Raw genomic sequence first — 25,331 nt, forward strand, 5'->3', positions numbered from 1 at the left:
CTCGTGCGGGACCTGAGGTGGCCAACCGGTGGAGCGGGCGGAGACCGCCGGTTCAGCGCTTCGACCACGCGAGCGCCGGCCGCGCCGCGTAGCGCTCGCGCAGTTCCTCGGCGACCCGGCGGGATGCGGGGGGACGGCCCCTTCGCGGTGCGGGCTCGGCCGGGCTCCCTTTCCCAGTGGTGGGCTCCTGGGCGGATGCCGTGTCCGTACCGGATTCATCTCCGGGCGGCGGGACAGGAACGTTCTCCGCCGGGGACTCCGACTCCTCGCGCAGCAGCCTCTCCAGCGAGTCGAGCCGGTCCAGCATCGGCGCGTCAGGCTGGGGCAGCACCATCGTGGGATGATCCTTCGCCGTCGTCGTCTGAATCAGCGCGCGCCGGGCCCGGGCCGGACTCGTACCCAGCACATGCATGAGATCGGCACACTGCCGGGTCACCTCCTCAAGGGAGGGTCGGTCGTCCGCCTTATGCGCCAGCATGGCCGTCACGACGGGGGCCAGTTCATCGGGCAGCCCGGACAGATCGGGGCCGACCTCGGGGTTGACCACCTGTGCGGCGACAGCCTCCCACCGGGCACCGTCGTACGGGTAGTGCCCAGTCGCCGCGTACAGAAGTACGGTCCCCAGCCCGTACACGTCGGCGGCCTGCGTAACGTCCAGCTCACCCAGGGCCTGCTCGGGCGGCATGCAGCGCACCGTGCCGATGACCGAGCCGGCCTGCGTCAGCGACCCGTTGGACGCCCCGACGAAGGCACCGAGGCCGAAGTCGATGATCACGGGGCCGAAGTCGCCGAGGATGACGTTCTGCGCCTTCAGGTCGCGGTGCACCAGACCCGCCGCGTGCACGGCGGCAAGCCCCTCGGCCAGCAGCGCGCCGAGGCTCGCCACGAGCGGCGCGGTCAGGGGACCCTGATCCTTCACGACGTCGGAGAGCGGGCGGCCGGGGACATAGTCCATGGCCAGCCAGGGCTGCTCGGCGAACGGGTCCGCGTCGATGAAACGGGCCACACGACCCGTTCCGGAGATCGTGCGCGCGATCGTCGCCTCGCGTTCGAACCGGGCGCGCGTGTGCGGATCCGTGCGGTCGGGCCGGATCACCTTTACGGCGACCGGTTCACCCGCGACTGAGTAGGCGAGGTATACCTCCCCCATCCCGCCCGCGCCGAGCCTCCGCTCGACGAGGTACGGACCGATACGCGACGGCAGAGACGCGCTGCTCACTGCACACCCCCTGACTCCCGCAGCGAAAGCACACCCTCGCTCGGCGCATGCCCCCGCTGCGCCGTAGAAGAAGCAAGGCACGAGGGGCATGGACACCGACGAATCACCGCTACAGCCTACTGATCGGCATCGCATAGGAGGAAGTGATCACATCGGACTGGGACCAGCTCTCAAGGAATGTCCCCGGTCAGTCCGTACTCCGCAGCACGGCCAACAGACCTGCGCGTCTCTGTCCTGGGATCAGGTCCGGGGGGACGAAGCATGCTCAGAGACCGATCGGAATAGCCACGGGCCCGGTTTCCATTGCTTCTCCTGTAGAGATCGCGCGGAGGGGGACGCTGGTGACCGACCTGAAGCTGTTCCGGCTGGATGCCGATGGCCGGGACGTCGAGCTACGGGGCTCGGCGGTGAGGCTGGAGGTGGAGCTCCAGCGTCGGATCGAGGCGGGGATGGAGTCGATGCTCGGCATCCGCTTCCTGGCGTCGGAATACCCGACGGGACCGTGGCACCGGGGCCGGATCGACTCGCTCGGTCTGGACGAGAACGGCACACCTGCGCTGATCGAATACAAGAAGGGCGCCGACAGCGGTGTCCTGTCGCAGGCTGTCTCCTACCTGTCGTGGTTGGACTCCGCGCGTCACGAGTTCGAGGCACTGGTCAAAGAGAAACTGGGCTCCGAGGCCGCCGAGTCGATCGACTGGCGGAGCCCTCGGATGGTCTGCATCGCTGCTGGTTTCTCGCACCACGACCGAGTCGCGGTACACCGTCTGCGCGAGCGCATCGACCTCGTGCGCTACCGCGTCTTCGAAGGTGGGCTGCTGAGCCTGCTACTGATCGAGTCCACGCCTGGATCTACGAGACCGGTCTCGGACCGGCGCCAGAGCCGCGAGCGGGAGGTCACGGCTGGTGCCGCCAGCAAAGACGGGAAGACGTCCGCTCAGGCGACCGCTACCGCCGGCACGATTCCTGGCTGCTTGCAGGACCTGTACGCCGAGCTGGACGAGGCCCTAACCGCCTGGGGCGAGGTCGAGGTGGCTCAGCTTCGGCACTACATCGCCTACCGTCGGATGGTGAACGTCGCCTCCGTCATCTTCCGCCCGAAGCAGGGGACGATCCTGATCTACCTAAAGATCGACCCGGACACGGTCGAGCTCGAGGAAGGCTTCTCGCGCGACATGCGCGGTATCGGCCACCTCGGGACCGGCGACCTGGAGGTCCGTATCGCCTCGCCAGCCGACCTGGAAAAGGCGGGACCGCTGATCCGGCGAGCGTTCGAGGCGGCCTGACGCAACAGGAAGGGCGGCTGGTGCATCGGTTTTCTCGACGCACCAACCGCGCAGCGGTACAGCCACGTTTGGACCGTGATGATGTTCATGCACTCCATCGTTGACTGAATATCCGCCGCGCTGTTGAGGACGCATGCGACCCTCACCTCATAGTCTTGACTGCTGATCATCGCGCCGTCGCTGGGAGGTCACCCCAGCGGGCTGGTCTGGAAGGGGTGCACAGCCATGGACGGGGGACGTGGAGCGGCGCGAGGGTTCCACTACCAGTACCTCCGCACCCTCGAGCAGCTGGTTTCGGTGATCGACAAGCCGGAGGTCGCCTGCGTTCGAGTGGAAGGCCCACCGCCCGGCAACGGAGCGGTGGACAAGGTCGACTTCGACGTAGTGGACATGGACGGAACCGTGCGCACGGCGGTCCAGGTCAAGAGCCGCGTCGCAGGTGGCTCCATGAGCGGCGCGGTGGCGTTGGGCATCCTCTTGGACATGCTCAACGGCAGTCAAAGAGCGAGCAGTTACTACTTGCTGACGAATGCCCGCCCGGGGGTCAAGGGCGACCGGCTTGCAGAAGTCTTGTCCGGCGACATCGCGCCGCACGTCCTGCGGGACACTTTGATGGAACTCTTCCACGATGCACCTCAACGCCGGGACCAGCTGAAGAGGCTGAACAGCGACAGCCTTTCCCGACTGACCCACTGCCGCCTCGAATTCGACGCTCGCGACGACGATGAGATCCGTGAAGAGCTACGCAATTCCCTGCGCAGCGTCCGGAATCGTGCGCATCAAGGTCTGGGTGACCAGTCCGCCGGGCTGCTCACGGGATACCTCATCTCCGAGGTACTGGACCGCGCTGCCGATGTCACTGGCGAGCGGGCCGCCTTCTCCACAGCCGACCTGCGCAGGCTGGTACTCGTCGACGCGGAAACGTTGGCGCAGTCGATCGGTGCGCGCAACTGGGGCACCATTTCAGGACAGATCCCGGCCATCCCCGATGTACGTCGGCCCAAGCTCATCGATGCGCTGCTCGCTGCCTTCCCCACCACGGGGACGCACCTGAACCGCCGAGCCACCCTCGTCGGACCATCTGGAATCGGCAAGTCCAGTGCCGCTGCCCTCTACATCGCCGAGCGGGCCGACACCTACGATTTCATCGGCTGGATCGACTGCGAGACGTCGTCCTCGACCCTTGCGTCGTTCCAGCGGGTACTGGATGTCTTGGACCCGAACACCGCCGCAGGCCGAGAAGCCCGGCCCGAGGAGACGCAGCAAGCGGTGCAGCGAGCCCTCGGCCGGCTCCCGGGCCGTTGGTTGCTGATCTTCGACAACGTGGCCGTAATCCGACAGGCCGAGCCCTGGGTGCCCAAGGCGGGCCGGGGCGATGTCATCATCACCACGCTGAACGCGGCCACGCACATGGGCACTGGCGACGTGGTGGAGGTCTCCACTATGGACCGCAAGGAATCTGTCCAGCTCCTGACCCGGCGTCTTCACCTCAGCGAACCCGAGGAATCCCTCTGGCAGGGTGCGCTGGACCGCCTGGCGAGCGAGCTGGGTGACGGGCCCTTGGCCTTGGAGCTCGGAGCCAGTTATCTCTACACCTGCGGGCTGGGACTCGACCAAGTCGATCACTACCTCAATGCCCTGAAGCTCCGGTCCTACGCCGACGAGGACATGGTTCCTCCCGGCTACCCCCACACTCTCGCAGCAGCCCACAACATGTGCATCGAGAAAATCGAGGGACGGATCCAGCCAGGCACAGTCCTCGACGTCGCCGCTGTTGCCCTGCAGATGTTCTACGCAGCTGCATACCTGGCCTCCCACCAGATACCCGCGCACCTCCTGTTGGCCGCGGCGATCAGCAAAGTTGAGGACTTCGATAACGAGCATCGCGGCGGCGTACTCATTCCGCCGGAGATGGTCAACATCGGTGAAGCACTGCGCGAACTCTCTCGCTTCTCACTCATCAAGAATGATCTGCCCCTGCCACCCACATACGGGGAGACACTGCCTGGGGCCAACCGGTCTGTGTCCATCAATACGGTCAGCCAGGAGCTGATGCGTGAACGCCTCGCGAGGCACCCGGCGCGCTCAGCAGCGATCGATCAGCTGGCCGGGCATGTGGAACGCTGGCTAACCGGGCCCACGCAGCTCGGCGAGTTGGAGCGAGTGCGGGTCATGCAGTCGCACGCCGAGATGCTCCTCTCACACATCGACCGCATCGGCCTGCCTAGTGAGCGAGCGGCCTTGATCTGCGGAAATCTTGCCACCCCCTACTACATGCAAGGAGACGTCGTACGAGCTGAGGAGCTTTATCTGCGGGAGCTCGACTACCTGGAGAAATCAGGCTCGCACAATGACGCGCTCGTCGTACAGACACGATTTTCTCTGGCGGCGATGCCCATCCAGATCCAAGAGCTCGACAGTGACCGACGGCCGACTCTGAGGACCACGCTGGAGGACGCCGTAGGCCATTTGGAGTTCGTGCTCCATCAGGCGCGGTCCTGGGTGATCGACTACCCGAAGGCGGCCATGAAATTGGCCATCGATTCGCATCTGCTGATCCAGGGATCGAATCTCTCGGGGGAGGTGTCGACAAGGCTTGCACTGCTCGCCGATGCCTTCGCTGATCTGAAGTCACGCATCGAGCCAACTTCGTACGCAGCGAATTACGAAGCGTTGGAGCAGGCGGAGGAATGTTTGCGGGACCGCCGCTATACCGAAGCGGAATTGCACTGCCGAGGACTGCTAGACCAGGGGATAGCCGGGCCACTCGAAGTGGAAACCCGCCGCCGCCTCATCGAAGCACTGGCCGGGCAGGCAAAGTGGGATGAGCCTCTCGACGAAGTCAAGTATTGGCAGGAAGATCCGGCGGCTCCTCGACTCTTCCGGCACGCCATCGTCGATCTGATCAGAAATGTCTGCGTCAGCTGCACCGAGACTTTCGCTGAGGGCGATGCGGGATCTCTTCGGCTATTGGATCGAGTTGTCGACTGGCCTGATCTTGATGAGTTCATCGCGATGGGCACCGATGACGACAACCACGTCATCACCAGCGCCCGCGCGCTCCGAGACCTGATCCGCAAGGCACTGAGACGATAGACCGGTCACTCGCGTTCACGGCGTACGGGCCGAGCACGACCGTCAGCAGAGATCACTGATGAATACCTGAGCCTCCGCCGACGTCCACTGCCACGAGTGCAGGACGGGTACAGGCTGGCAAGCGCCACCACCCGCCGCACAAGTGCCAGGTGCGGCTCGATGCTCTGCCAACACCAGCGACCCCGATCCCGGAGCCTCGATCATGTCTTCCCGAAGCCGAGCTTCTGCTGGCAGAGGGTGCTTATCCCAAGACGTCGTATTCCTCGCAACGCAAGAGAACTGGCCACAGCGACGTCTTCCGGGACCGGCGAAGGGCCTCTGCCGACCCCAGTCTCGGTGGAGATATGCCCTGAAGGTGGCTTGAAGTGGCCCTACGTGGCCCTTGAGGCCGGTTCCTAGCGCACAGGGCGTGTCCTCATGCAGAGGGAAGCTGCCCCAGTCCTCGTCCTTGATCGGTGCGGGCTGACGCCAACCGGGCTGTCATCGTCGAACACCGGACCCTGCCAGTTGTCCGGGGCGACATTCGCCTCGATCTGTACGTGCGTGCCGAATCGTCGAGCGGCCTCGTACAGCGTCTGTAGCGCACCGAGCGCCTTGACGTCGACAGCGCCGATTCGCACCACCCACACCTCCCGCGGTTTGTCGAAGAACGCGACGGAGCACAGGAGTTGCCGCTGCTGTTCCCAGGCGGGGTTGTCACAGTGGGCGGCTTGGCAGGTGACCTCCAGCAGCCACCGGGTCGAAGACGTACGGGAAGGAGAAGTCATACCCATGACGGTAGGCGACGGCACTGACAAGCCGGCCAGAGCGAGCCTGGGGCGATGCGCCGCGACTCCTTGCTGGCGTCTTCCTTGCCCTGCACGCACGCACCGGGCTCGTACGACCGTCCACGGTCGCCTTCCAGGGGACAGGACCACGTTCAAGTCGTAGCGACGCTCAATGACCCCCCAACGGCCCAGGGACTCTGGCGATCGTGGGGACCGAGGAGCAACTCAGGCGTCCGTATGACGGCGACGGCGTCGACGCCGCGATGTCCCTGGCCCAGTCGGTGAAGTTCCGGCTGGGGAATTACGGATGGCGTCCCTTGTCGTGGTGTAGGGGATCAACTGGCGGGTGTGTTAGAGGCGTTGGGTAGTGCGGGGGCGCTTTCGGGAAGTTCGGAGTAGAGCGCGTCCATACTGGCCTCGGGGAGGTAGCGGCGGGGGAAGGCGATCCACTCGTCGTGCATCTCGAAGAGCACGGCGGTCACCAGCCGTTCCAGGGCGGGTGGGTTGGGGAAGACCTGGACGACGTCGATGCGACGCTTGATCTCCCGGTTGATCCGCTCCAGCGGGTTCGTGGACTGGATCTTCTTCCAGTGCCGTGGTGGGAAGTCCGCGAACGCGGTCAGGTCCTCCTTCGCCTCCAACAGCATGGCCCTGACCTTGGGGAACTGCTGGCCGAGCATGTCGGCGACGGTGTCCAGCTGGGTGCGCACGAGGTCGGCGGTGGGCTGGGTGAAAATGGTGCGGATCGTCGCGGCGACCATCTCGCCGGACTCCTTGTCGATGACGTTGAAGACGTTGCGCAGGAAGTGAACCCTGCACCGCTGCCAGGCGGCGCCGAGCATCACCTTGCGGACCGCGGCGACCAGGCCGGAGTGCTGGTCGGTGATGACCAGACGGACCCCGCTCAGGCCCCGTTCGCGCAGGGAGCGCAGGAACTCCTTCCAGAACGTCTCGCTCTCGCTGTCGCCGACCATCAGCCCAAGGACTTCGCGGTTGCCGTCCTCGGTGATGCCGGTCGCGATGACCACGGCCTGGGAGACGATCTGGTGGTTCACCCGTGCCTTGCAGTAGGTCGCGTCCAGGTAGACGTAGGGGAAGCGGACGTGATCCAGCGAGCGGGTGCGGAAGGCGGTCAGCGGCTCATCCAGGGCCTGGCAGATCCGCGAGACCTCGGACTTGGAGATGCCGGTGTCCCCGCCCAGCGCCTTGACCAGGTCATCGACGCTGCGAGTGGAGACGCCGTGCACGTATGCCTCCATGATGACGGCATAGAGGGCCTGATCGATCCGGCGTCGGCGCTCCAGCAGGCTGGGGAAGAAGCTGCCGGTGCGGACCTTGGGGATCTCCAGATCCAGATCGCCGGCCATCGTGGTGAGGGTCTTGTCGCGATGCCCGTTACGCAAGGCCGTCCGTGAGGCGGTGTGCTCGTTCCACTCGGCACCGATGAGTGCGGTCGCCTCGGCCTCGATCAGCTCTTGCAGCATGTGCTCGGCCACGCGGCGTATCAGCTCGATCCCGTCCGTCGAGCGTAGTGACTCCAGCAGGCGCTGTAAGTCAGACTGGGACAAGGCCATCGGGTACCTCCCTGACGTTGAACTGGCCGTTCACCAGGGAGAGTTACACGGTGGCCTGCCCTATGCGCAGGGAGCGCAGACCGTCATCGGGAGCACGCCCCGGGCTAACGCCCGCGCACTCCCACACCTTGATCGGCTACACTACGACAAGGGACACCATCGAATTATGCGATGCCCCACAAATTCGAGGGCACACAAGCGAAAGCGACTCCGAGGGCCCCTGGCGGGAGCGGTCCCGAACGGTGGCCGATAGCTTCCTCGTATGGGAGACGAGCTGAGCGCATTGGTTGATGCGCCATGAGATCAACAATCGACGTCGCCGTCGCAATTCGTTGGTGCTGCTCCTGCTGGGTCTTGTCGGCCTCCTGCTTGGCGTGGCGTCTGCGATAGTCACGTACCCGAACTCGAACAGCGGCGACGATTTCGTGCCGAGCGTCGTACTCGGCTGCGGCCTCGGGGCCGTACTCGTGGGGGGGGCAGACTGGGCTGGCTGTCCCTGACACGCCCCGGTGAGGCGTTCGAGCTTTACGTGGACGGTCTGGTCAACACCTACCGGGGCAAGCGCCGTGTCGTGAGGTGGGAAGACGTCACGAACCTCACCGACCACAGCAAGGACACCGCGCTCGGCCGCGTGTTTGGCGGGAACGTGAGTCTTCAGCTGAAGCTCACACACGGCAGGCCAGTCCTCATCACCGGCCTTGTCGAGGGAGCCGCGCACCTCGCGATGGCCGTTCGTGAGGCGATCGAGAACAAGAACCGACCGGAACTGAACTGAGCTACTGCGCTCACCTCCGAACTCCTGTCACTTCGGCCTGCCTGGTCTCCCAAGCTGTTGTGGGCACGATCGCGTGGGAGTGCGCCCTCGGCTGGCAAGCCGGGCTGGTCCACCAATCGCTGAAGGGCGGCGGCTACGCCGCGGTTTCCCGTGGTGCAGCCGCCCCTGGCGTTCGGGCCCCTGATCGTTGGGGAGTCCGGCTCTCACTCCTCAGGGCCGGCGAGTTCGAAGTCGTCCTGGGTGAGTGCATTGCGCAGACGAGCTTCAACTGGCGCAATGAGGTTTTCGGGATGTGGACTATTCCATCGACGGGCAGATCTGGGCGAAGCAACTGCACGGCGTCGGGTCCAGGCACCCGATCGGCGAGGACTGCCCATCGCCGACATCGCATGGCTTCGTGGTGCGGTCGTTGTGGCTGGGCAGACGGATCAGCGGGAGCGGGCCACCCGCCGGGTGAGCTCCTTCTTCGCTGCAGCGCGCAGCTCAGCCGATCGAGCTGCTTCGGACGGCGAGGATGCTGGTAGGGACACCGGTGAGAATCCCCTGCGCTGCAAGTCCAGCAATGTCTCTGACCAGCGCGCGTCGAATGTCCTCACCCACCCGGCCCCAGCCGAAGAAGCGGGCGGCGTGCACGATCAGCTCATCTTCCGTCATGCCGGGGGACTCCGCTGCCAGTTCGGCGATGGCGATGCAGCGCTCAACGACGGGTACGTGACCGACCTTGCGGGACGGTGCGCCGGGAGCGGGCATCCGCGGCTGCAGCTCGGAGCGTCCGGTGACGTCCAGGAAAGCTCCATCGCCACTGCGGTGAATTCTGCCCGCGGACGTCAGGGTGGCCACAGCGAGGTCGAAATTAGTCTTGATCCGGGTGCCCGCCCGGCCCACCCCCCATGCCTCGCGCACTCTCTGCAGCACCAGGTCCACGTGTACCGGGCCTTCCACCTGGACCACGGCAATGACTGCTCGCTGTAGTGCGGGGCGGGCCTCAGCAGTGTGCAGTTCGACTCCGAGGTCAGCCAAGTGGCGGACGTCAGCCATCTGGTAGTACGTACTCCAGTCCCGGTCAGATCTGGACTCAACAGGGGTGAAGGTCACGTGCTGTCGGCCGTCAGCCCGTGACGCCGAGTGCAGAGCCTCGAGGCGCTCCCGCGCCTTGGTTGTGCGTACTTCTTCCATACGACCCGCCTCATCGTCCGCACGCAAGTCCGCGGCCTCGGCGCGGCTACGCGTGGCGGGTGACTCCTCTGCCGGAGCCGGGCTGCGCATGGGGAACGGGTCGGCGGCGACTGCGCGTTCGACGGCTTCCTTGAGCCTGCGCTCGGCCTGTAGCCGGTTGCGGTACCAGTCGGTTCCCCAGATCCGGTACAGGGTCCATCCCAGGTCTTCCAGCACCTGCTGACGCAGCCGGTCACGGTCTCGGGCGGCCCGTGAAGAGTGGTACATCGCTCCGTCACACTCGATGCCGAGGGCATAGGTGCCGACGGCCCTGGGATGACGGACGCCGAAGTCGACCCGGTATCCGGAAACGCCAACCTGAGGTTGTATGTCGTAGCCCCAACCCTGCAGAACCCGCAGCACCGACTCCTCGAAGGGGCTTTCGGGCTCAGCAGCGGATACGGGAGCCTCCACCGATAGCGCCGCAGGACCGCGTTCGGCGTATTCGAGATAGCGCTTGAGCGCCTGGGCTCCCTCATTGTCGCTGTCCCGCAGCTCTCCGCCGCGGAAGGAGGCGACAACCTCCATCCGGGTGCGAGCCCGGGTGACGGCGACATTGAGGCGTCGCCAGCCGTCCAGCTTGTTAACAGGACCAAAATGCGAGGTCAGCCTGCCATGTGAATCCGGGCCGTACCCGACGGACAGGATCATCACGTCGCGCTCGTCGCCCTGCACCGCTTCGAGGTTCTTGACGAAGAAGCCGTCGAGACGGTCCTCAGTGAAATGGGCATCCATGTCGGGACGGGCCAGTCGAGCCTGTTGGACTGCCTCATCGATTGTGTCCGCTTGGACCTTGGACAGGGCGACGACGCCCAGGCTCATTCCCGGACGATTGTCGAAGTGGTGCAACACCCGGCGAGCGATGAACTCCGCCTCGCCTCGGTTGTCACGGCGACCGCCTCTGTCGTACACCCCGTCGGCCTTGAAGAAAGCGACGCCGATGTCCTCGCCATGCTCGCTGGCCCCGGGAAATGTGATCAGTCCGCCCTCATAGAAACGGTGGTTGCTGAAGGCGATGAGGTCCTCATGGTGGCTGCGGTAATGCCAGCGCAGCGGGAGACTCCGGATAATGCCGCTGCCCTTGCACATCTCCAACAGCGAGGGAAACGAGTCCAGTGCCTCCTCGGTCCACTCCTCTTCCTCGTCGTCCCCACTGCCGGCAGCGAAGAACTCGGTGGGGGGCAATTGCTTGGCGTCACCAGCGACGATCAGGGAATCCGCTCGGTAGAGGCAGCTGACTGCGTCTCCCGGCCGTACCTGTGAAGCCTCGTCGAAGATGACGACGTCGAAGCGGAAATCGGGCGGTAGGTGGGAGCTGACGGCAAGCGGGCTCATCATGAAGCACGGCTTGACCTTGTGAACCACGTCCCGTGTACGGGAGAGCAGTTCACGCACCGGCATGTGGCGGCTCTTCTTCTCCGCTTCCCTACGGATGATGGCGGCCTGCCCCGCAGCACCGACCGGACGGCGCTCATCGCAAGCCTCAAGCACAGCCCAACGGGCCGACTCGACCAGGCGCCTGTCGGCCTCGCGGAACCGATCGACGAGCGCATCGCGGTCCTCGGCCCTGACAGTCATACGTAGACGGCCATCAGCAGCAATCTGGGCGTCGGCCCAGGCCCGAAGCACGGCGCGCTCCACAGCCGAGGGAAACAGCTTCGCGTCCAAACCGTGTTCGGCGAACCGGGTCACCATGGCGTCGGTGCGATGGCGCCGCAGCACGGCGAGTCCGGCCTGGTGGGCGTACCACTCATCGGGGCCAGCGCTGTCGTCGCACAGCCGCTTGAGGGTGCGCCGTGCGCGGTCGAGACTGTCCTTGTGTCCCTCACCGCTCAGTTCGGCGCCAAGGCTGGCCCTGCGGCTGGCTTGGAAGAGCGAGAGGAGGTCCCCCGAGGTGCGCTGCCAGTCGTCTAGGCGAGTGGCCAGGTCGCTGCGCCAGCAGATCAGTGCTGCGCGCAGTTGGGCAGCATCCGCACGCAGCACCGTGTCAGGAGCAGCCCCGCCTGCGAGGCAGTACGCCAAGCGCTCGCGCCGAACCGGGTCGGCAACGGCATGGGGAGCCAGATCTGCGATCCGATCGGCGGTGGCGAGCGCAGCGTGCAGCACAACAAAGTCGGTTTCCTCACCTCGCGCGTAAGGCTCCAGTAGCGACGCGTGATCTGCCATGACACGTGCCAAGGACTGATGCGCGGACTGCCAAGCCAGGGCTTGAGGTAGGCGCTCGGCGTAGGCCTTGTTCCATGCACCACGTCTGGTGAGTGCGGTCGCTGCGGTGCGGTCGGCGCGGTAGCGGCCGGAGAGGCGTCCGAGCATGCCACGGTGCTCCTCGCGGAACCGGCGCTCCAGTTCTGCGAGGTCTTCGTGATCGAGCACTCGGGGGTCGAAGATGTCCTCGGCAGCAGTCCTTGCGTCGCGGAGCTCAGTGACCGCTGCCTGGAGTTCCTCGGCGGCCGCATGGGCCTGACGCAGGACTGCCGGGTCCAGCCAGTCCACCGGGGGACGGTGCACCGCCTGCGCTAGGTCGGCCAGCAAACAGGTATCGACAGCCTCAGCAACGTCTCGCGGCTCGGCCAGCCCGTGTCCATCGGCCACACGGTGTAGTAGCTCGGGCACATCGGCGTATACGGACGACGCTGAACTGTACGCCGCTACTTCTTCGTCATCGAGTTCGAGACAGTCCAGCTTCCGTACGGCCCGCCGGATGCCTTTGAACGTGTTCATGTCCACGCCGTCGGCGACTGTGAGTGCCGAATGCCTGGTGGCGGTGCGGCACAGGTCGTCGAGGGCCGCGATGGCGGCATCGGCCAGCCTTCGGGGATCGGCTATGCCATCCGTCTTGCGCAGCCCGTGCCAGGGGAATCGCTCTTCTTCGAGGACTGGGCGCCAGGCACGGGCCACTTGCTTGGCTGCCTCACACAGTTCGTCGAGAGCTTCGGCGTCGAACCCGTCCGCCCACTTCGAGTCGACTGGTGGCCCGACAAGGGTGGGCAAATCGGCAGGGGCGAGCTCGTCGTCGAGCAGCGAAATCCTGCCAAGGACCCGGTGCAATGAGAGGCCGAGTGATGCACGGGGCTCGTTCATCGCGGCAGCGTAGGCGGACAGTTCCTCCCGCAGGCGGCGGGCCTGCTGCGGGTCCTGCCGGGCCGTCACCGGCGCCTGGGCACGATAGGCGAGGGATCTGCCGAGTTCGGCAGCCACCGCTTTCCTGCTGGTGTCGTGGCTGTGAAGAGCCAGGACGAAGGAGTCCAGTCCGACCTCACGCAGCCGGTTGCGCACGACGTCGAGCGCTGCGGCCTTCTCGCTGACGAAGAGGACGCTGCGGCCGGCCTGCATCAGGGCCGCGATCATGTTGGTGATGGTCTGGCTCTTGCCAGTCCCGGGTGGTCCATCCATGACAAAGGACCGGCCCTCGAGAGCGGCGGCGACCGCCTTGCGCTGGGAGGCATCGGCGTCCAGCACGAGGGGGGTGGTCTCGGGCACCTGGAGTTCGTCGATGCGCTGTTCGTCGTACGGCTCGAACCACAGGCCGTCACCCGGGAGGGCGGCGTCGGCCCCTAGGCCGACGGCCTTGATCAGAGTACTGGAGAGGATCTGCTCCTCGTTGTCGAGGAGGTCGCGGTACATGGCCTCCTTGTGGGAGGCGAACGGCGACAGCACGGTGCGGTCGACAACCTCCCAACCCTCGAGAGGGGCGACGGCGGCTCGGGCGGCCCTTCGCACGGCGGCCTGGTCGGCGGGATCGACCGTGGAGACGAGCTTCCAGTCAACGCCTAGCTGGTCCAACTTCACGGCAAGAGCTGGGTTGTGGACAGGGTCTTGGCCCTCTGCTGGGAGCAGGCGAAAGCCACCATAGGGGGTACGTTCGAGCGCGGCCGGGATCAGAGCCAGCGGGGCCTCGCTGATCTCTTGTGCAGCTTGGCTTTCCCTCCACCTGAGGATGCCGACACCGAGCCAGAGCACCCACAGGCCGAAGTCGTTGTATGCCTGAGTTGAGGTCCGGTAAAGGGCGCGCAGTGCCGCATCTAGGCCGGCCTGAGTGGACTTCTGCGTAATGATCCCCTGAAGCCCGGATGCCTTGCCGAGATCGCCTCCGTCACTCTCGACGGCCCTCGTGTCCGCTTCCGTCACCGGAGCGAATTCCCAGCCCCGCCCGAGTCCTGCGAGCAGTGTCTCGGCATTCGGAGCGGTGATCTCCAAGGTGGCGGTCTTGGTATGCCTGAAATGAAGTAGCCGGTTGCGGCCACCGAGGTCGATCAGCGAGGAGCGCCATTCGGCAAGCACCGCCTGCAGCCGCTGCAATCCGCGAGTGCCCCCGAGGCCGCGCGGGCCGTTGCTGATCTCCTGCTGGTCCACGGCAGGTGCCTCCGCTGATGCTCCACAAGGCACGGGTGGGTGTGTCTACCTCACCTGTGCAGCCAGAGTAGGCGCCTGTCACGCCGCAGACCAGAGACCTTGAATCTTGCGCCCGTCCTCTTGGCCCTCCGCTGCACCTCGCCGCGCACGCCCTGCCATGACGGTGCTCGCTGCCCCGGGTATCCAGGCCACAGCGCCACGCACGCTGCACTCGCCAGGCCACGGACTCGCCCAGAAACGGTGACGGGGACCGCCCCTACCGCTTCAACCAGGTCGACGGTCGCATGCCCGCTCAGGATCAATCGCCGGCAGGGTCGTCAAATCGACACCCCCTCGTAGTCGACAAGGCCTGTTGTGAGGCCTTTTTAGCGATACGCTCGTTACATGGTGATTTCGAATATTTCTCTTCTAAGTAGCCGTCGTTGACGAGCCTAGGGAGAGCGCGACGTGTCGGTACTCTGGACGCGCTATGGCGCACCAGCCTTTGACGCTTTGCGCACGGTTGTCGCCGAGGTGAAGCGGGGAGATCCTCTGGCGCCGGTCACCATCCTTGTGCCCACAGAGCTGTCCGGGCTCGTTGCACGACGTGCGCTCGCACGCGGAGTAGGCAATCTTCCTGGTGTGGCGGGCCTCTCCATGCTCACGGTCGATCGACTCGCCGAGCGACTCGGCGCACCAACGCTGGCCGGCAGCGGACGGTGCCCCGCGACAGGACCGGTGCTGGCGGGCGCATGGCGGCACGCGCTGGAGGAAGAGGCGGGCTTGTTCGCTCATGTGGCGAAGCACCCGGCAACGATCCGGACGCTCGTCGAGGTGCATCGGGAGCTGCGTGAGGTTGACGAGACTGGGCTGGATCTGATCGCCCGCAGCGGCGAGCCGATTGTCGCTGATCTTGTTCGCCTGCACCGGCGGGTGGCCACGCTGCTCAGTACGCACTGGTACGACGTCGCTGACCTGCGGCGCGGAGCTGCCAACGCGCTGCGCGCCCAGCCCGAGCGAGCTCGAGAGATCGGCGCGACTGTCCTGTTCCTGCCGCAGGACCTCCCCCTCGGGACGGCTGCGCTACTGGAGGCGTTCGCCGCTTCCGGACTCCTGCAGGTAGTCGCCGCTGCGACCGGTGACGAACGCGCTGACCAGGGCGTCATGCGGTCACTACAGCGCTTGCACGTCGTCCTCAGCGACGTCCCCCAGGGCGGGTCTCCTACGGCATCGCGGATTCTCCACGCCTCCGATGCTGACGACGAGGTCCGATGTGTGGTCCGGATGTTGACTACGGAGCTGCGGTACGTCCCGGCCCACCGCATTACGGTGCTTTACGGACGGGCCGATCCGTATGCACGACTGCTGGCCGAGCACCTAGCCGCAGCGGAGATCGTGAGTCACGGGGCCGGCGTACGGCCGACGATCGAGCGGACCCTGGCGCGCATGCTGATCGACGCACTGGCGTTGCCTGATCATGATTGGCGGCGCGACGAAGTCCTAGCGGTCCTCGCCTCGGCGCCGGTCCGTGACACCGACGGCAGCCGAGTGCCTGCTGCCCGATGGGACCGCATCTCCCGGGATGCCGGCGTCGTCGCCGGTGCAGAGTGGGACCGTCATCTCGAGGCTTACGCCGAACAGGAGCACACCGCCGCCGAGGCTGAGAGGGCATCCGAGGCACCGCATGAAGGCCTCATCGCCCGATACGAACACAATGCCAAGGCGGCCGAGGCGCTACGCGCCTTCGTCTCGAGTCTGCGGGCCCGCCTCGACCAAGGCGCGGGCTTGCGTTCCTGGTCCGAGCTGGCCGCGTGGGGCGGTGGTGTCTTCCGCGCGCTCGCGGGCGACGTCGAGGCTGAACGGTGGCTGCCCGAGGATGAGACTCACGCGGCGCAGAAGATCCAGCAGATCCTGGACGGCCTTGCCAACTTGGAGACGCTCGAGATCACTGCGGACCTGACTGCTCTGCGCCAGGCCATTGAGCTCGAGCTCGGCGACGACCTGCCGCGGCGCGGTCGGTTCGGCAAGGGCGTGCTGGTCGCTCCGCTGTCCTACGCCATCGGTCTGGAGTCCGATGCAGTCTTTGTTGTGGGAATGGCCGAGGACCTGGTACCGGGGCCGCTTGGAGAGGATGCACTCCTGCCCGAGCGCATACGTGCCCTCACAGACGGGCAGCTTCCACCGTTGCGTGACCGCCTGGACCGGCAGCATCGCCACCTGCTGGCCGCATTCGCTGCCGCGCCCCAGTGCGCCGTGTCCTTCCCGCGCGGGGACCTGCTGCACAGCAGTCCCCATCTACCCTCCCGGTGGTTGCTGCCGTCGCTGCGCAGGCTGTCGGGCGATAACAAGCTCCAGGCCACTCAATGGGAGTCGGTAAAGGGGCCGTGGCTTGTGGCGTCGCCGTCGTACGCGGCTAGCCTCGCGCTCACAGACGAACTGGCCACCGAGCAGGAGTGGCGCACCCGCGCGGCCCTCGCCCACCACACCTCAGGCGGCACCGTGGATGACGCCCTGCCTCGAGACAAAGTGGTTAGGCGCGCGCTGGCCATGTTGCGCACCCGGACGAGCAGCTCGCTTACTCGATTCGATGGTGACCTCTCGGGCCATGGCGTACCGGATCCCAGCGCTGTCGGCGTCGTCGTCTCACCCACGGCGCTCGAGGCGTGGGCCGTCTGTCCGCACGCGTACTTCCTTGAGCAGTTGCTGGGAATCGAGCCGATCGAGTCTCCTGAGGAGCTCATTCAGATCAGTCCTCGCGAGATCGGAAATCTCGTCCACACCGCGCTTGATCGGTTCTTCACCCAGCAGGCACACGCGGGCGCCGCCCCCGGAGGCGCGACGCCGTGGACCGCCCAGCAGCACGCGGAGCTACGCCACATCGCTCTCGAGGTAGCCACCGAGTCCAAGGCGCGCGGCGTCACCGGCCACCACCTGCTGTGGCAGCAGGAACAGGCCCGCATCCTCGACGATCTCGACCGGCTACTTGACGACGACGATCGCCTGCGCCGAGAGACCGGGCGACAGCAGGCGCGCTCCGAGTTGATCTTTGGAATGCGCGGCGTCGCTCCGGTCGGGGTCACTCTGCCCGACGGCCGGGTGATCTGCTTCCGGGGGAGCGCCGACCGCATCGACCGCGTCGGGGATGAGGTCGTGGTGGTCGACTACAAGACCGGAAGCCCTGAAAAATTCAAGGACCTTTGCGAGGCGAACCCCACCAGCGACGGCACAAAGCTGCAACTGCCGGTCTACGCCTACGCTGCCCGGTCGGCGATGGGCATGCCGCAGGGAGCGGTGTCCGCCGAATACTGGTTCCTGCGCAAGGAGCGCGGCCAGCGGAGGGCCGTCCCGCTGACCCCGGAGGTCCACCGCCGATATTCCGAGGCACTCGCGGTCATAACTGATGGCATCGCCAACGGGTTGTTCCCACACCGGCCGCCGACCGGCGGCAGCGTCAGCGGCTTCACCGAGTGCCAGTACTGCGACCCCGACGGTCTCGGGGTGAAAGAGCTCCGCGATCGCTGGCAGCGCAAGCGCCACGACCCGCGGCTGGCCGCCTACCTCGCGCTCGTGGAGCCTGAGGCGGCCAAACAATGAGGACACGCGATGCCCGAGCTGTATGACGCCCAGGCCCGGCAGCGGATCCGTGAGCAGCTGGATCGGACCCTGTTCGTCGAGGCCGGTGCCGGTTCGGGGAAGACCCGCTTGCTGGTCGAACGGGTGGCGGCCATTGTGCTGAACCCCGAATCGGCCGTCCCACTTCGCCATGTCGCCGCCGTCACCTTCACCGATAAGGCCGCCGCCGAGCTACGCGACCGGCTCCGCGTCACCTTCGAGGAAGAACTCGCCACAACCCCGCCCCACTCCGAACGAGCCATACGCGCGGAGCGGGCCATCGAGGATCTGGACTCGGCCGCGATCGGCACCCTGCACTCGTTCGCGCGGCGCATCCTCGACGAGCATTCCATCGAAGCCGGTCTCCCTCCGGTGATCGAAGTCCTCGATGAGGTGGCCTCCGGAGTCGCCTTCGACAACTGGTGGATGGCGCTGCGCACCGAACTCCTCGACGACGGCGACATCTCCCCCGCGCTCCTTTTTACGATGGCCGCCGGGATGCAACTTGAGGACCTGCGGTCCATGGCACGGGACTTCACCACCAACTGGGACCTCCTTGAGCCGTGTGTGCTCGCCAGCCCCGTGGAGGCCCTGCCTCCGGTGAATGCCACCGCGCTGGTAACAGAGGCCCGGCGCCTGGCCGCCCTACGCGACCATTGCAAGAAAGACACCGACAAGTTCCTTCCTCACCTGGATGAGCTCGCGACCTGGGCCGACCGCTTGGCGAACGCCCGGGACGACCCGGCACGCCTGGCAGCACTCGGCGAGGCATCGAAGTTGAAGTGGGGCCACGGCCAAGGGACCAACTGGACGGAATACGGCCTCAACCGGCTGAAGAGCGAGTGCCGCGACCTCGCCAAACTTGCGGACGAACTACGCAGCCGTGTGCTCGACCTCTCCCTGCGCAGACTCGCCGTCCGCATCGCCCAGGCGACACTGCAGGCGGCGCAGGCCCGCCGTGAAGAGGGGCGGCTGCAGTTCCACGATTTGCTCGTCCTGGCCCGCGACCTACTGCGCAGTCATGAGCACGGCGCTGCCGTTCGGGCAGCCCTGCAGCACCGCTACCGGCGGCTGCTCCTGGACGAGCTCCAAGACACGGATCCCATACAGATCGAGCTGGCCGTCCGCATCGCCGGGGGCGCCGAGGCCGCAGCGACCGACTGGGCCGATATCGACGTGCCCGACGGCAGCCTGTTCGCCGTCGGAGACCCCAAGCAGTCGATCTACCGATTCCGCCGCGCCGACATCAACACGTACCTCGATGCCCAGCAGCGGATCGGCGACCACATCATCCTCGAGACGAACTTCCGCACCAGCACTACGGTGCTCGACTGGATCAACCACGTCTTCAGCCGACTCATCACCCCCCAGAACGGTTCGCAACCCGAATACCACCCGCTCCACGCACACCGCCGCGCGGCTCCAGCCGGCCCGCCCGTCCTCATCCTCGGAATGCACCCGCACGAGGGCAAACTCTCCGCTGATGAGCTACGCACTCGCGAGGCTGCCGATGTCGTCTCGGCTGTCCGGACCGTGATCGCCGAGCGGTGGCAGGTGCTCGACGAGCACCAACAACACGACGGCGAGACCAAGGAGCCGTGGCGCGACGTAAAGCTGCACGACATCGCTGTGTTCATACCTGCACGCACGTCACTCCCCGACCTCGAGGATGCACTCGACGCCGCCGGCATCCCCTACCACGCGGAGGCCAGCTCGCTCGTCTACAGCACCCCCGAGGTCCGCGATCTCCTCATGGCAGCTCGGGCCGCCGACGATCCAAGCGACGCTCTCGCGCTGGTCACCGCCCTCGGCTCGCCACTGTTCGGCTGCGGCGACGATGATCTATGGACGTGGCACCGCGCCGGTGGCCGTTGGAACATCCTCGCTCCGCCACCAGACACCATCCCCGCGACCCACCCGGTCCGAGAGGCCGTGGCGTACCTGCAGCGTCTCCATAACGACCGGACGTGGCGCACACCCAGCGAGATACTCGGGCGACTCGTCGAGGAGCGGCGGATGTTGGAACTCGCCGCCGACACCCCCCGGGCCCGCGACATTTGGCGACGCCTGCGCTTCGTCATCGACCACGCCCGCGCATGGTCCGAGGCCGAACATGGAGCATTGCGCAATTACCTTGCATGGGCGGAGCGGCAAGGCTCCGAGACCGTACGTGTCACTGAGGCTCTGCTGCCGGAAACCGACACCGACGCGATACGCATCATGACGGTCCACGCTGCGAAGGGCCTGGAGTTCCCGGTTGTGATCCTGTCGGGGATGTGCAGCCAACGCGGCGGCAAGCGTAGCGGCGTCGAGGTGCTCTGGCCGCACGGCGGCGGCTGTGAGCTCAAGCTGCGCGAAGCCCTGCAAACCAGTGAGTTCGACGCTGCCAAGCCGGTCGACGAGCAGATGGACCATCACGAACAGCTTCGTCTGCTCTATGTTGCCTGTACTCGTGCACGCGACCACCTCATCGTGTCACTGCACCGCAAAGCACCGGCATCGAAGCCTTCACGCGGAGATCGCAAGCTCACCCACGCGGAGCTCCTTGCCGACGCATGCGCCGACGCACCTGAGCAGACGCTCTTGACCGCGCCACCGGACACCGCCGGCGTAGATCTCGTTAGTCTCCCCCGCCGGGTTGCTCTCCCGCCGCCCTTCGACCAGTGGCATGAGGCCATATCCAGCGTCCGCGAGCGAGCAGCTCGTCCGGCTGTCGTAAGCGCCTCTCAATTTGAAGGATCACTAGGAACTTCGGTACCGCACCCCGCTACGACCGACCGACTCGGTGTTTCAGCCGCTCCCGGGCTGGTCAAGGAGGCTCGCGACCTGGAACTGCCACCGTGGTGCAAGGGTCGGTATGGCACCGCCATCGGCCGCGCGGTCCACGCGGTGCTCCAAACGATGAATCTGCGCACCGGCGAGGGACTGGACGACGCCGTCGCAGAGCAAGTTCTCGCCGAAGGCGTGGAAGAGCATGCGGACATTGTGTCGCAGCTGGCGCGGACGGCGCTGCAGTCGAACGTGGTCCAGCGCGCCGCCTCTCGTCCGCACTGGCGCGAGACATACGTCGGCACGGCCATCGGCGACCGAGTACTCGAAGGCATCGTCGACCTGATGTATCGCGACGACGACGGCCTTGTCGTCGTCGACTACAAGACCGACACCGTACCCCCGCATGCGCTCGGCCGACGAGTAGCCTTCTACCGTCCACAGATGGCTGCCTACGCGGCGGCCATCCAGGCCGCCACCGGTGAGCACGTGGCTCGATGCGTCCTCGTCTTCCTGTCCATTGACGGCGCAGTCGAACGCCAAGTGGAAGATCTCGATGAGGCCGTGCGGCAGATCCGCACGATGGTGGAAGCCGGTTGTGAAGTGCCCCCCTGATCCTGGACAGCGGGTGTTTGTGCTGCGATGAGCACCACCTCGTAGCCACGGGCGGTCGACACTGCGACCGGCCGACCCGCCGCAGAGCGCAGGTTGCTGATGAACGCCTCAGCCTCGGCAGGCTGCCACTCCCGCGGGTACTGGCCCGAGAACACGGCGAACCGACCTACCAGCGCGATCCGCGGAGCGATCGTCTGGGTCTCCTGCCGGAACCGGGCTCGCTGCTGAGGGCCCACCCCGACAGCATCGCGTCGAACACCGCCAACGCCGGATCCAGTAAGGCCACGCCCTCGACCAGCTCCAGGCAGGCGGAACCAGCTAAGTCACCCGAGTCCGACACCTCAACCTCCGTTGCATGGAATGCAACATTGTTGAGGTCAACGCATCCTCAGGGCAACCCCCGAGGCACAGCACCTGGGGGATTGCCCTGACGCTCTGTCATTCACCGCCGGGACCTGCAAGAACGAAGTCCTCACGAGTGCGAGTCTGTTGCATCGCCTGCAACAGTCGCTGTTCGGCGATGTCGGCGTAGTGCTCGGAGAGCTCGACGCCAATGAACTGGCGACCCTCCCTCAGGGCGGCAACGCCGGTCGTCCCGGAGCCGGTGAAGGGGTCCAGCACCGTTCCGCCCGGCGGGCAGATCTTGACCAGCTCCTGCATCACTTCCACGGGCTTCTGGGTGATGTGTACCCGACCCTTCCGGGGCTGGCTCGCCGTGTAGAGACCGGGCAGGTAGACAGGGTTGCGGTTGGCGTCGACGGGCCCCTTGGTTCCCCACACGATGTATTCGCATGACTGCTTGAGCCGCCCCTTCTGCGGCCGGGAGACAGGCTTGTGCCATGACGCGATCCCGCGCCAAGTCCACCCGGCGGCCTGGAGCGCGTCCGTCGTCGTCGGCAACTGCCGCCAGTCCGTGAAGACGAGCGCGCTGCCGGACTCGACCGTCGCGCGATAGGACTCGGTCAGCAGGAGGGTCAGCCAGAAGCCGTACGAGCGCTGGTCTCGGTTCTCTCCGGGGAAGTTGGCCAGGTCGTGCTCGGCGTCGGCCGACGTGTACTTCGCGCGCGCGGAACGGCCCGTCCGTTCGCTGCTCGTTCGGCCGCCGCTGTTGTAGGGCGGGTCGGTGATCACGGCGTCCACGCTGTTGTCGGGGATTCCGGCGAGGGCGGTCAGCGCGTCGCCTCGGTACAGGGTGTACGGCATTGCGCGGTTCTCTCTTTCGGGGAGGCGGGCATGCGCGCATTTCTCCGCTCACGGAGGGCTACGCACGTCGTCATAGGGTGCGCCGCGCAACTGCAGAAGCAGCTATGAGCGCGAGCTATGCGCCGGAGGTTAACCCCGAATTCCGGCCGCACCCAATGAGTCAGCCCTCCGCTCAGGAACCCGAAACCGACCGAGGCACGGGCCGTTTGGTGCGGCCGCATTTCATCCCTACAGTCTCGCCGTGTTCGCAGGAGGGGACCCGGTTTCACCCCTGCTGAGCTGTGCTGATGCGTGCTGTTCCATCCAAGGGAACCGCGTTCTCGGCACCCCACCGACCGGCTTCCTGAACGGCGAAGAGGACTTCCTATGTGGCGGGTGAGATTACGAGCGCGGCTGGCTGCCGCTTCCCAGTAGGGGGTCCAGGGGCCGGGAGTTAGCAGCTCCCGGCCCGGGGCCTCTGCTTCCCCCCAGGGATTGCGAATTCATAACCGGCGCGGTGCTGGTGGCCTTTCGACGAGAACGCCTGTGCCGCGCTGTCTACGAGTAAGGAGCTGCTAATGCAGCATGCCCAGGCGCGGCCCTCCCCGGGACCAAGTTCTCCGTCCCACCGTTCGACGCGCGGACCGCGCCCGTGAAGAAGGTCATTGCCATAGCCGGCGCCGTGGCACTCAGCCCGACCTTGTTGATAGCCCCGGTTGCTGTCGCCCTCGCTTGTTCCAACAGCGCCCAGTCCTGTCCCGTGGACGGTACACAGGCTGTGGACAGCGCGGCAGTCGCGAAGCAGGTGAAGTCCATCCTCAAGGGCGACGGTAAAGGGTCCGTGTCCGTTTCGGGGTTGGATGATCCCGAGGGGCAGATACCGAACGCCGAGGCGATCCAGGCGACTGGCGTCGCGTTGAAGGTGCCGACGCGAGGGCAGATCGTCGCCTTGGCCACCGCTCTGCAGGAGTCGGGGCTGCGGAACCTCGACTACGGCGATCGGGACTCCCTCGGTCTCTTCCAGCAACGTCCCAGTCAGGGCTGGGGTACGGCTACAGAGATTCGCGATCCGGTGCACGCCTCGACGAAGTTCTACGAGGCACTGGTCAAGGTCTCGGGCTGGCAGTCGATGACCGTCACCCAAGCCGCGCAGGCCGTCCAGAAGAGCGGCTATCCCGAGGCGTACGCCAAGTGGGAGCCACTGGCCACGGCCCTGCAGAAGGCCATCGCCAAGTCGCTCTCACAGAAGGACAGTTCCGGAAGTGACAGCGACACCGACGGCACATCCGAGCAGGCGGACGCCCCGGCCGCTGCCACCTGCGGAACGGATTCGGACGGAACCGAGTTCGGCTCGATCCCCGCAGGGTCCGTGCCTGCCGGCTACAAGATCCCCTCGGACGCACCCAAGTCGGTTCGTACGGCGATCCGCTGGGGGCTTGGCCAGCTCGGCACGCCGTACCAGTGGGGTGGCTCGTGTACCGCCCCGCACGGCCAGGATCCGATGGGCCGCTGTGACTGCTCGTCCCTGATGCAGGCGTCGTACAAGGCCGGCGGGGTCTCGCTCTCCCGGACCACGTACACGCAGGTCAAGGAGGGCAAGGCGGTCAGCGTCGACGCCCTCAAGCCGGGCGTTCTCCTCTTCACCCGCGGCACGGCCGCAGCGCCGGAACACGTCGGCATGTTCATCGGTCAGGGCCTGGTCCTGCAGGCGCCGAAGACCGGTGACGTGGTCAAGATCTCGACTCTCGCCAGCTGGCGTGGCGACATCGTCGCCGCCCGCCGAGTCGTCTGACCGGCCTCTTCCTCTCTCTTCCCTCCCCTTCGCCCGCTTCGCCTGTCCGGGCCCTCGCGCGCCCGAAATCGCACTGGAGTTCCACTTGAAGCTCATGCAGCACGCCCACTACCTGGCGTACAACCCCGGCATCACACCGAAGGAGGGCGGGCTTCCCGGCCTCAGCGTGCTGAAGAACGTCGTCTCCTCGATCAACCTCTACAGCATCATCGCGGTCGTCGGCGCCCTGGCCATCTCCGCCCTCGTCTGGGCCTGGGGCCACCACAGCGGCGGCCACCAGGCGGAGGCCAACGGCAAGAAGGGCACCGTCGTGGCGGCCGGCTGCGCGCTGCTGCTCGGTGCGGCCAACGGCATCGTCGCGTTCTTCTCGGCGATGGGGACGCAGGTTCACTGATGCCGAAGAAACGTTCCCGCGCCGCTCAGGAGCGCGCCCACGGGGCGCCCTCCTCGGTCCTGCGCCGCATCACTCTCGGCGGCATCGTGCTCGCCGTACTGCTGGCGGTCTCCGGACTGCTCGCGTACCTGACGCGCCCGGAGCCCGCAGCCACCACAGCCCCCGCTCCGGCGGGGACGCCCGCCGCGGAGTCGGCCTCGCCGGAGGCCACGTCCGGCAAGCCGAAGGCCGTGGCGTCACCGCCGAAGACGAGTGATCCGATCGTGTTCGCCAAGGCGGCGACCAAGGCCTTGTGGTCGTACGACACCCGCTCCTTCTCCCGGGCCGAGCATGTGGCCGGGCTCAAGCAGTGGATGACCGACGAGAAGAAGTACGCCGACTGGGCGTCCGTCACCAACCAGATCCCCAGCCCGGTGCTGTGGGCGCGGATGCACGACAACCGCCAGCACGCCAGCGCCACGATCGGCGAGGGCCACTACCCACAGGCGTTCAAGACCGCCCTGGCCCAGGACCCCGGCGCGATCACCGAGGCGTACGTCTACGCCGTCACGGTCACCGGCAAGCAGGCCATCGCCTGGAAGGGCTCGGGCGCCGGAGCCGAGTCGCGCTCCACGACGCTCGCCGTCCAGTGCCGTCCCCACCACGACTGCGCCCTCGTCGGCGTGCTGCCGAGCGTCGCGCCGTGATCGCCGCCGCTCCCGAA

Annotated in this window: 12 protein-coding genes; 8 read left to right on the forward strand and 4 right to left on the reverse strand. The window is 66.4% G+C overall.

Translation table 11 applies throughout. The features are described from left to right. Positions 1-52 precede the first annotated feature (52 nt). Positions 53-1,219 carry a protein kinase gene (locus ACIREI_RS05665; RefSeq protein ID WP_403327673.1) on the reverse strand — a complete coding sequence of 389 codons (1,167 nt, stop codon included), beginning with the start codon at positions 1,217-1,219 and terminating at the stop codon, positions 53-55. A gap of 341 nt (positions 1,220-1,560) precedes the next feature. Between ACIREI_RS05665 and ACIREI_RS05670 the strand changes: the two genes are divergently transcribed. Beyond that, positions 1,561-2,505, forward strand: coding sequence for a DUF5655 domain-containing protein (locus tag ACIREI_RS05670; protein ID WP_403327675.1), 945 nt, complete (start codon positions 1,561-1,563; stop codon positions 2,503-2,505). A gap of 225 nt (positions 2,506-2,730) precedes the next feature. Beyond that, positions 2,731-5,601, forward strand: a complete 2,871-nt coding sequence (locus ACIREI_RS05675; RefSeq protein ID WP_403327677.1) for a hypothetical protein — start codon at positions 2,731-2,733, stop codon at positions 5,599-5,601. Between the two features lie 1,102 nt (positions 5,602-6,703). Here the strand turns inward: ACIREI_RS05675 and ACIREI_RS05680 are convergent. Next, positions 6,704-7,942 carry an IS256 family transposase gene (locus ACIREI_RS05680; protein ID WP_403327679.1) on the reverse strand — a complete coding sequence of 413 codons (1,239 nt, stop codon included), beginning with the start codon at positions 7,940-7,942 and terminating at the stop codon, positions 6,704-6,706. Positions 7,943-8,471: 529 nt separating this feature from the next. On the opposite strand from ACIREI_RS05680, the gene ACIREI_RS05685 reads away from it, so the two are divergent. Beyond that, entirely contained in the window at positions 8,472-8,717 is a 246-nt protein-coding gene (locus ACIREI_RS05685; RefSeq protein WP_403327681.1) for a hypothetical protein, read from the forward strand. Positions 8,718-9,200: 483 nt separating this feature from the next. Here ACIREI_RS05685 and ACIREI_RS05690 read toward each other — a convergent pair whose 3' ends face one another. Next, positions 9,201-14,285 carry a DUF3320 domain-containing protein gene (locus ACIREI_RS05690; RefSeq protein ID WP_403327683.1) on the reverse strand — a complete coding sequence of 1,695 codons (5,085 nt, stop codon included), beginning with the start codon at positions 14,283-14,285 and terminating at the stop codon, positions 9,201-9,203. Positions 14,286-14,732: 447 nt separating this feature from the next. Between ACIREI_RS05690 and ACIREI_RS05695 the strand changes: the two genes are divergently transcribed. Further along, positions 14,733-17,858 carry a PD-(D/E)XK nuclease family protein gene (locus tag ACIREI_RS05695; protein WP_403327685.1) on the forward strand — a complete coding sequence of 1,042 codons (3,126 nt, stop codon included), beginning with the start codon at positions 14,733-14,735 and terminating at the stop codon, positions 17,856-17,858. 9 nt (positions 17,859-17,867) lie between these two features. Beyond that, positions 17,868-21,260 (forward strand): UvrD-helicase domain-containing protein, encoded by a 3,393-nt coding sequence (locus tag ACIREI_RS05700; RefSeq protein WP_403327687.1) that lies wholly within the window; start codon positions 17,868-17,870, stop codon positions 21,258-21,260. A 438-nt stretch (positions 21,261-21,698) separates the two neighbouring features. Here the strand turns inward: ACIREI_RS05700 and ACIREI_RS05705 are convergent, their stop codons facing one another. Next, positions 21,699-22,463: a DNA-methyltransferase gene (locus ACIREI_RS05705; protein ID WP_403327689.1), complete on the reverse strand. Its 765-nt coding sequence runs from the start codon at positions 22,461-22,463 to the stop codon at positions 21,699-21,701. A 631-nt stretch (positions 22,464-23,094) separates the two neighbouring features. Here ACIREI_RS05705 and ACIREI_RS05710 point away from each other — a divergent pair. The 3 genes from ACIREI_RS05710 (at position 23,095) to ACIREI_RS05720 (ending at position 25,314) form a co-directional block, all read left to right on the forward strand. Beyond that, the gene (locus ACIREI_RS05710; protein WP_403327691.1) at positions 23,095-24,234 is read left to right on the forward strand and encodes a C40 family peptidase; all 1,140 of its coding nucleotides are present in this window, start codon (positions 23,095-23,097) and stop codon (positions 24,232-24,234) included. Positions 24,235-24,328: 94 nt separating this feature from the next. After that, positions 24,329-24,628 (forward strand): DUF6112 family protein, encoded by a 300-nt coding sequence (locus ACIREI_RS05715; RefSeq protein WP_048581604.1) that lies wholly within the window; start codon positions 24,329-24,331, stop codon positions 24,626-24,628. Beyond that, positions 24,628-25,314, forward strand: a complete 687-nt coding sequence (locus ACIREI_RS05720) for a hypothetical protein (RefSeq protein WP_403327693.1) — start codon at positions 24,628-24,630, stop codon at positions 25,312-25,314. Before ACIREI_RS05715 ends, ACIREI_RS05720 begins: the two co-directional genes overlap by 1 nt. Positions 25,315-25,331 lie beyond the last annotated feature (17 nt).

The organism is Streptomyces sp. NPDC093591 (assembly GCF_044764885.1).
In the GTDB taxonomy this organism is placed as follows: Bacteria; Actinomycetota; Actinomycetes; order Streptomycetales; family Streptomycetaceae; genus Streptomyces.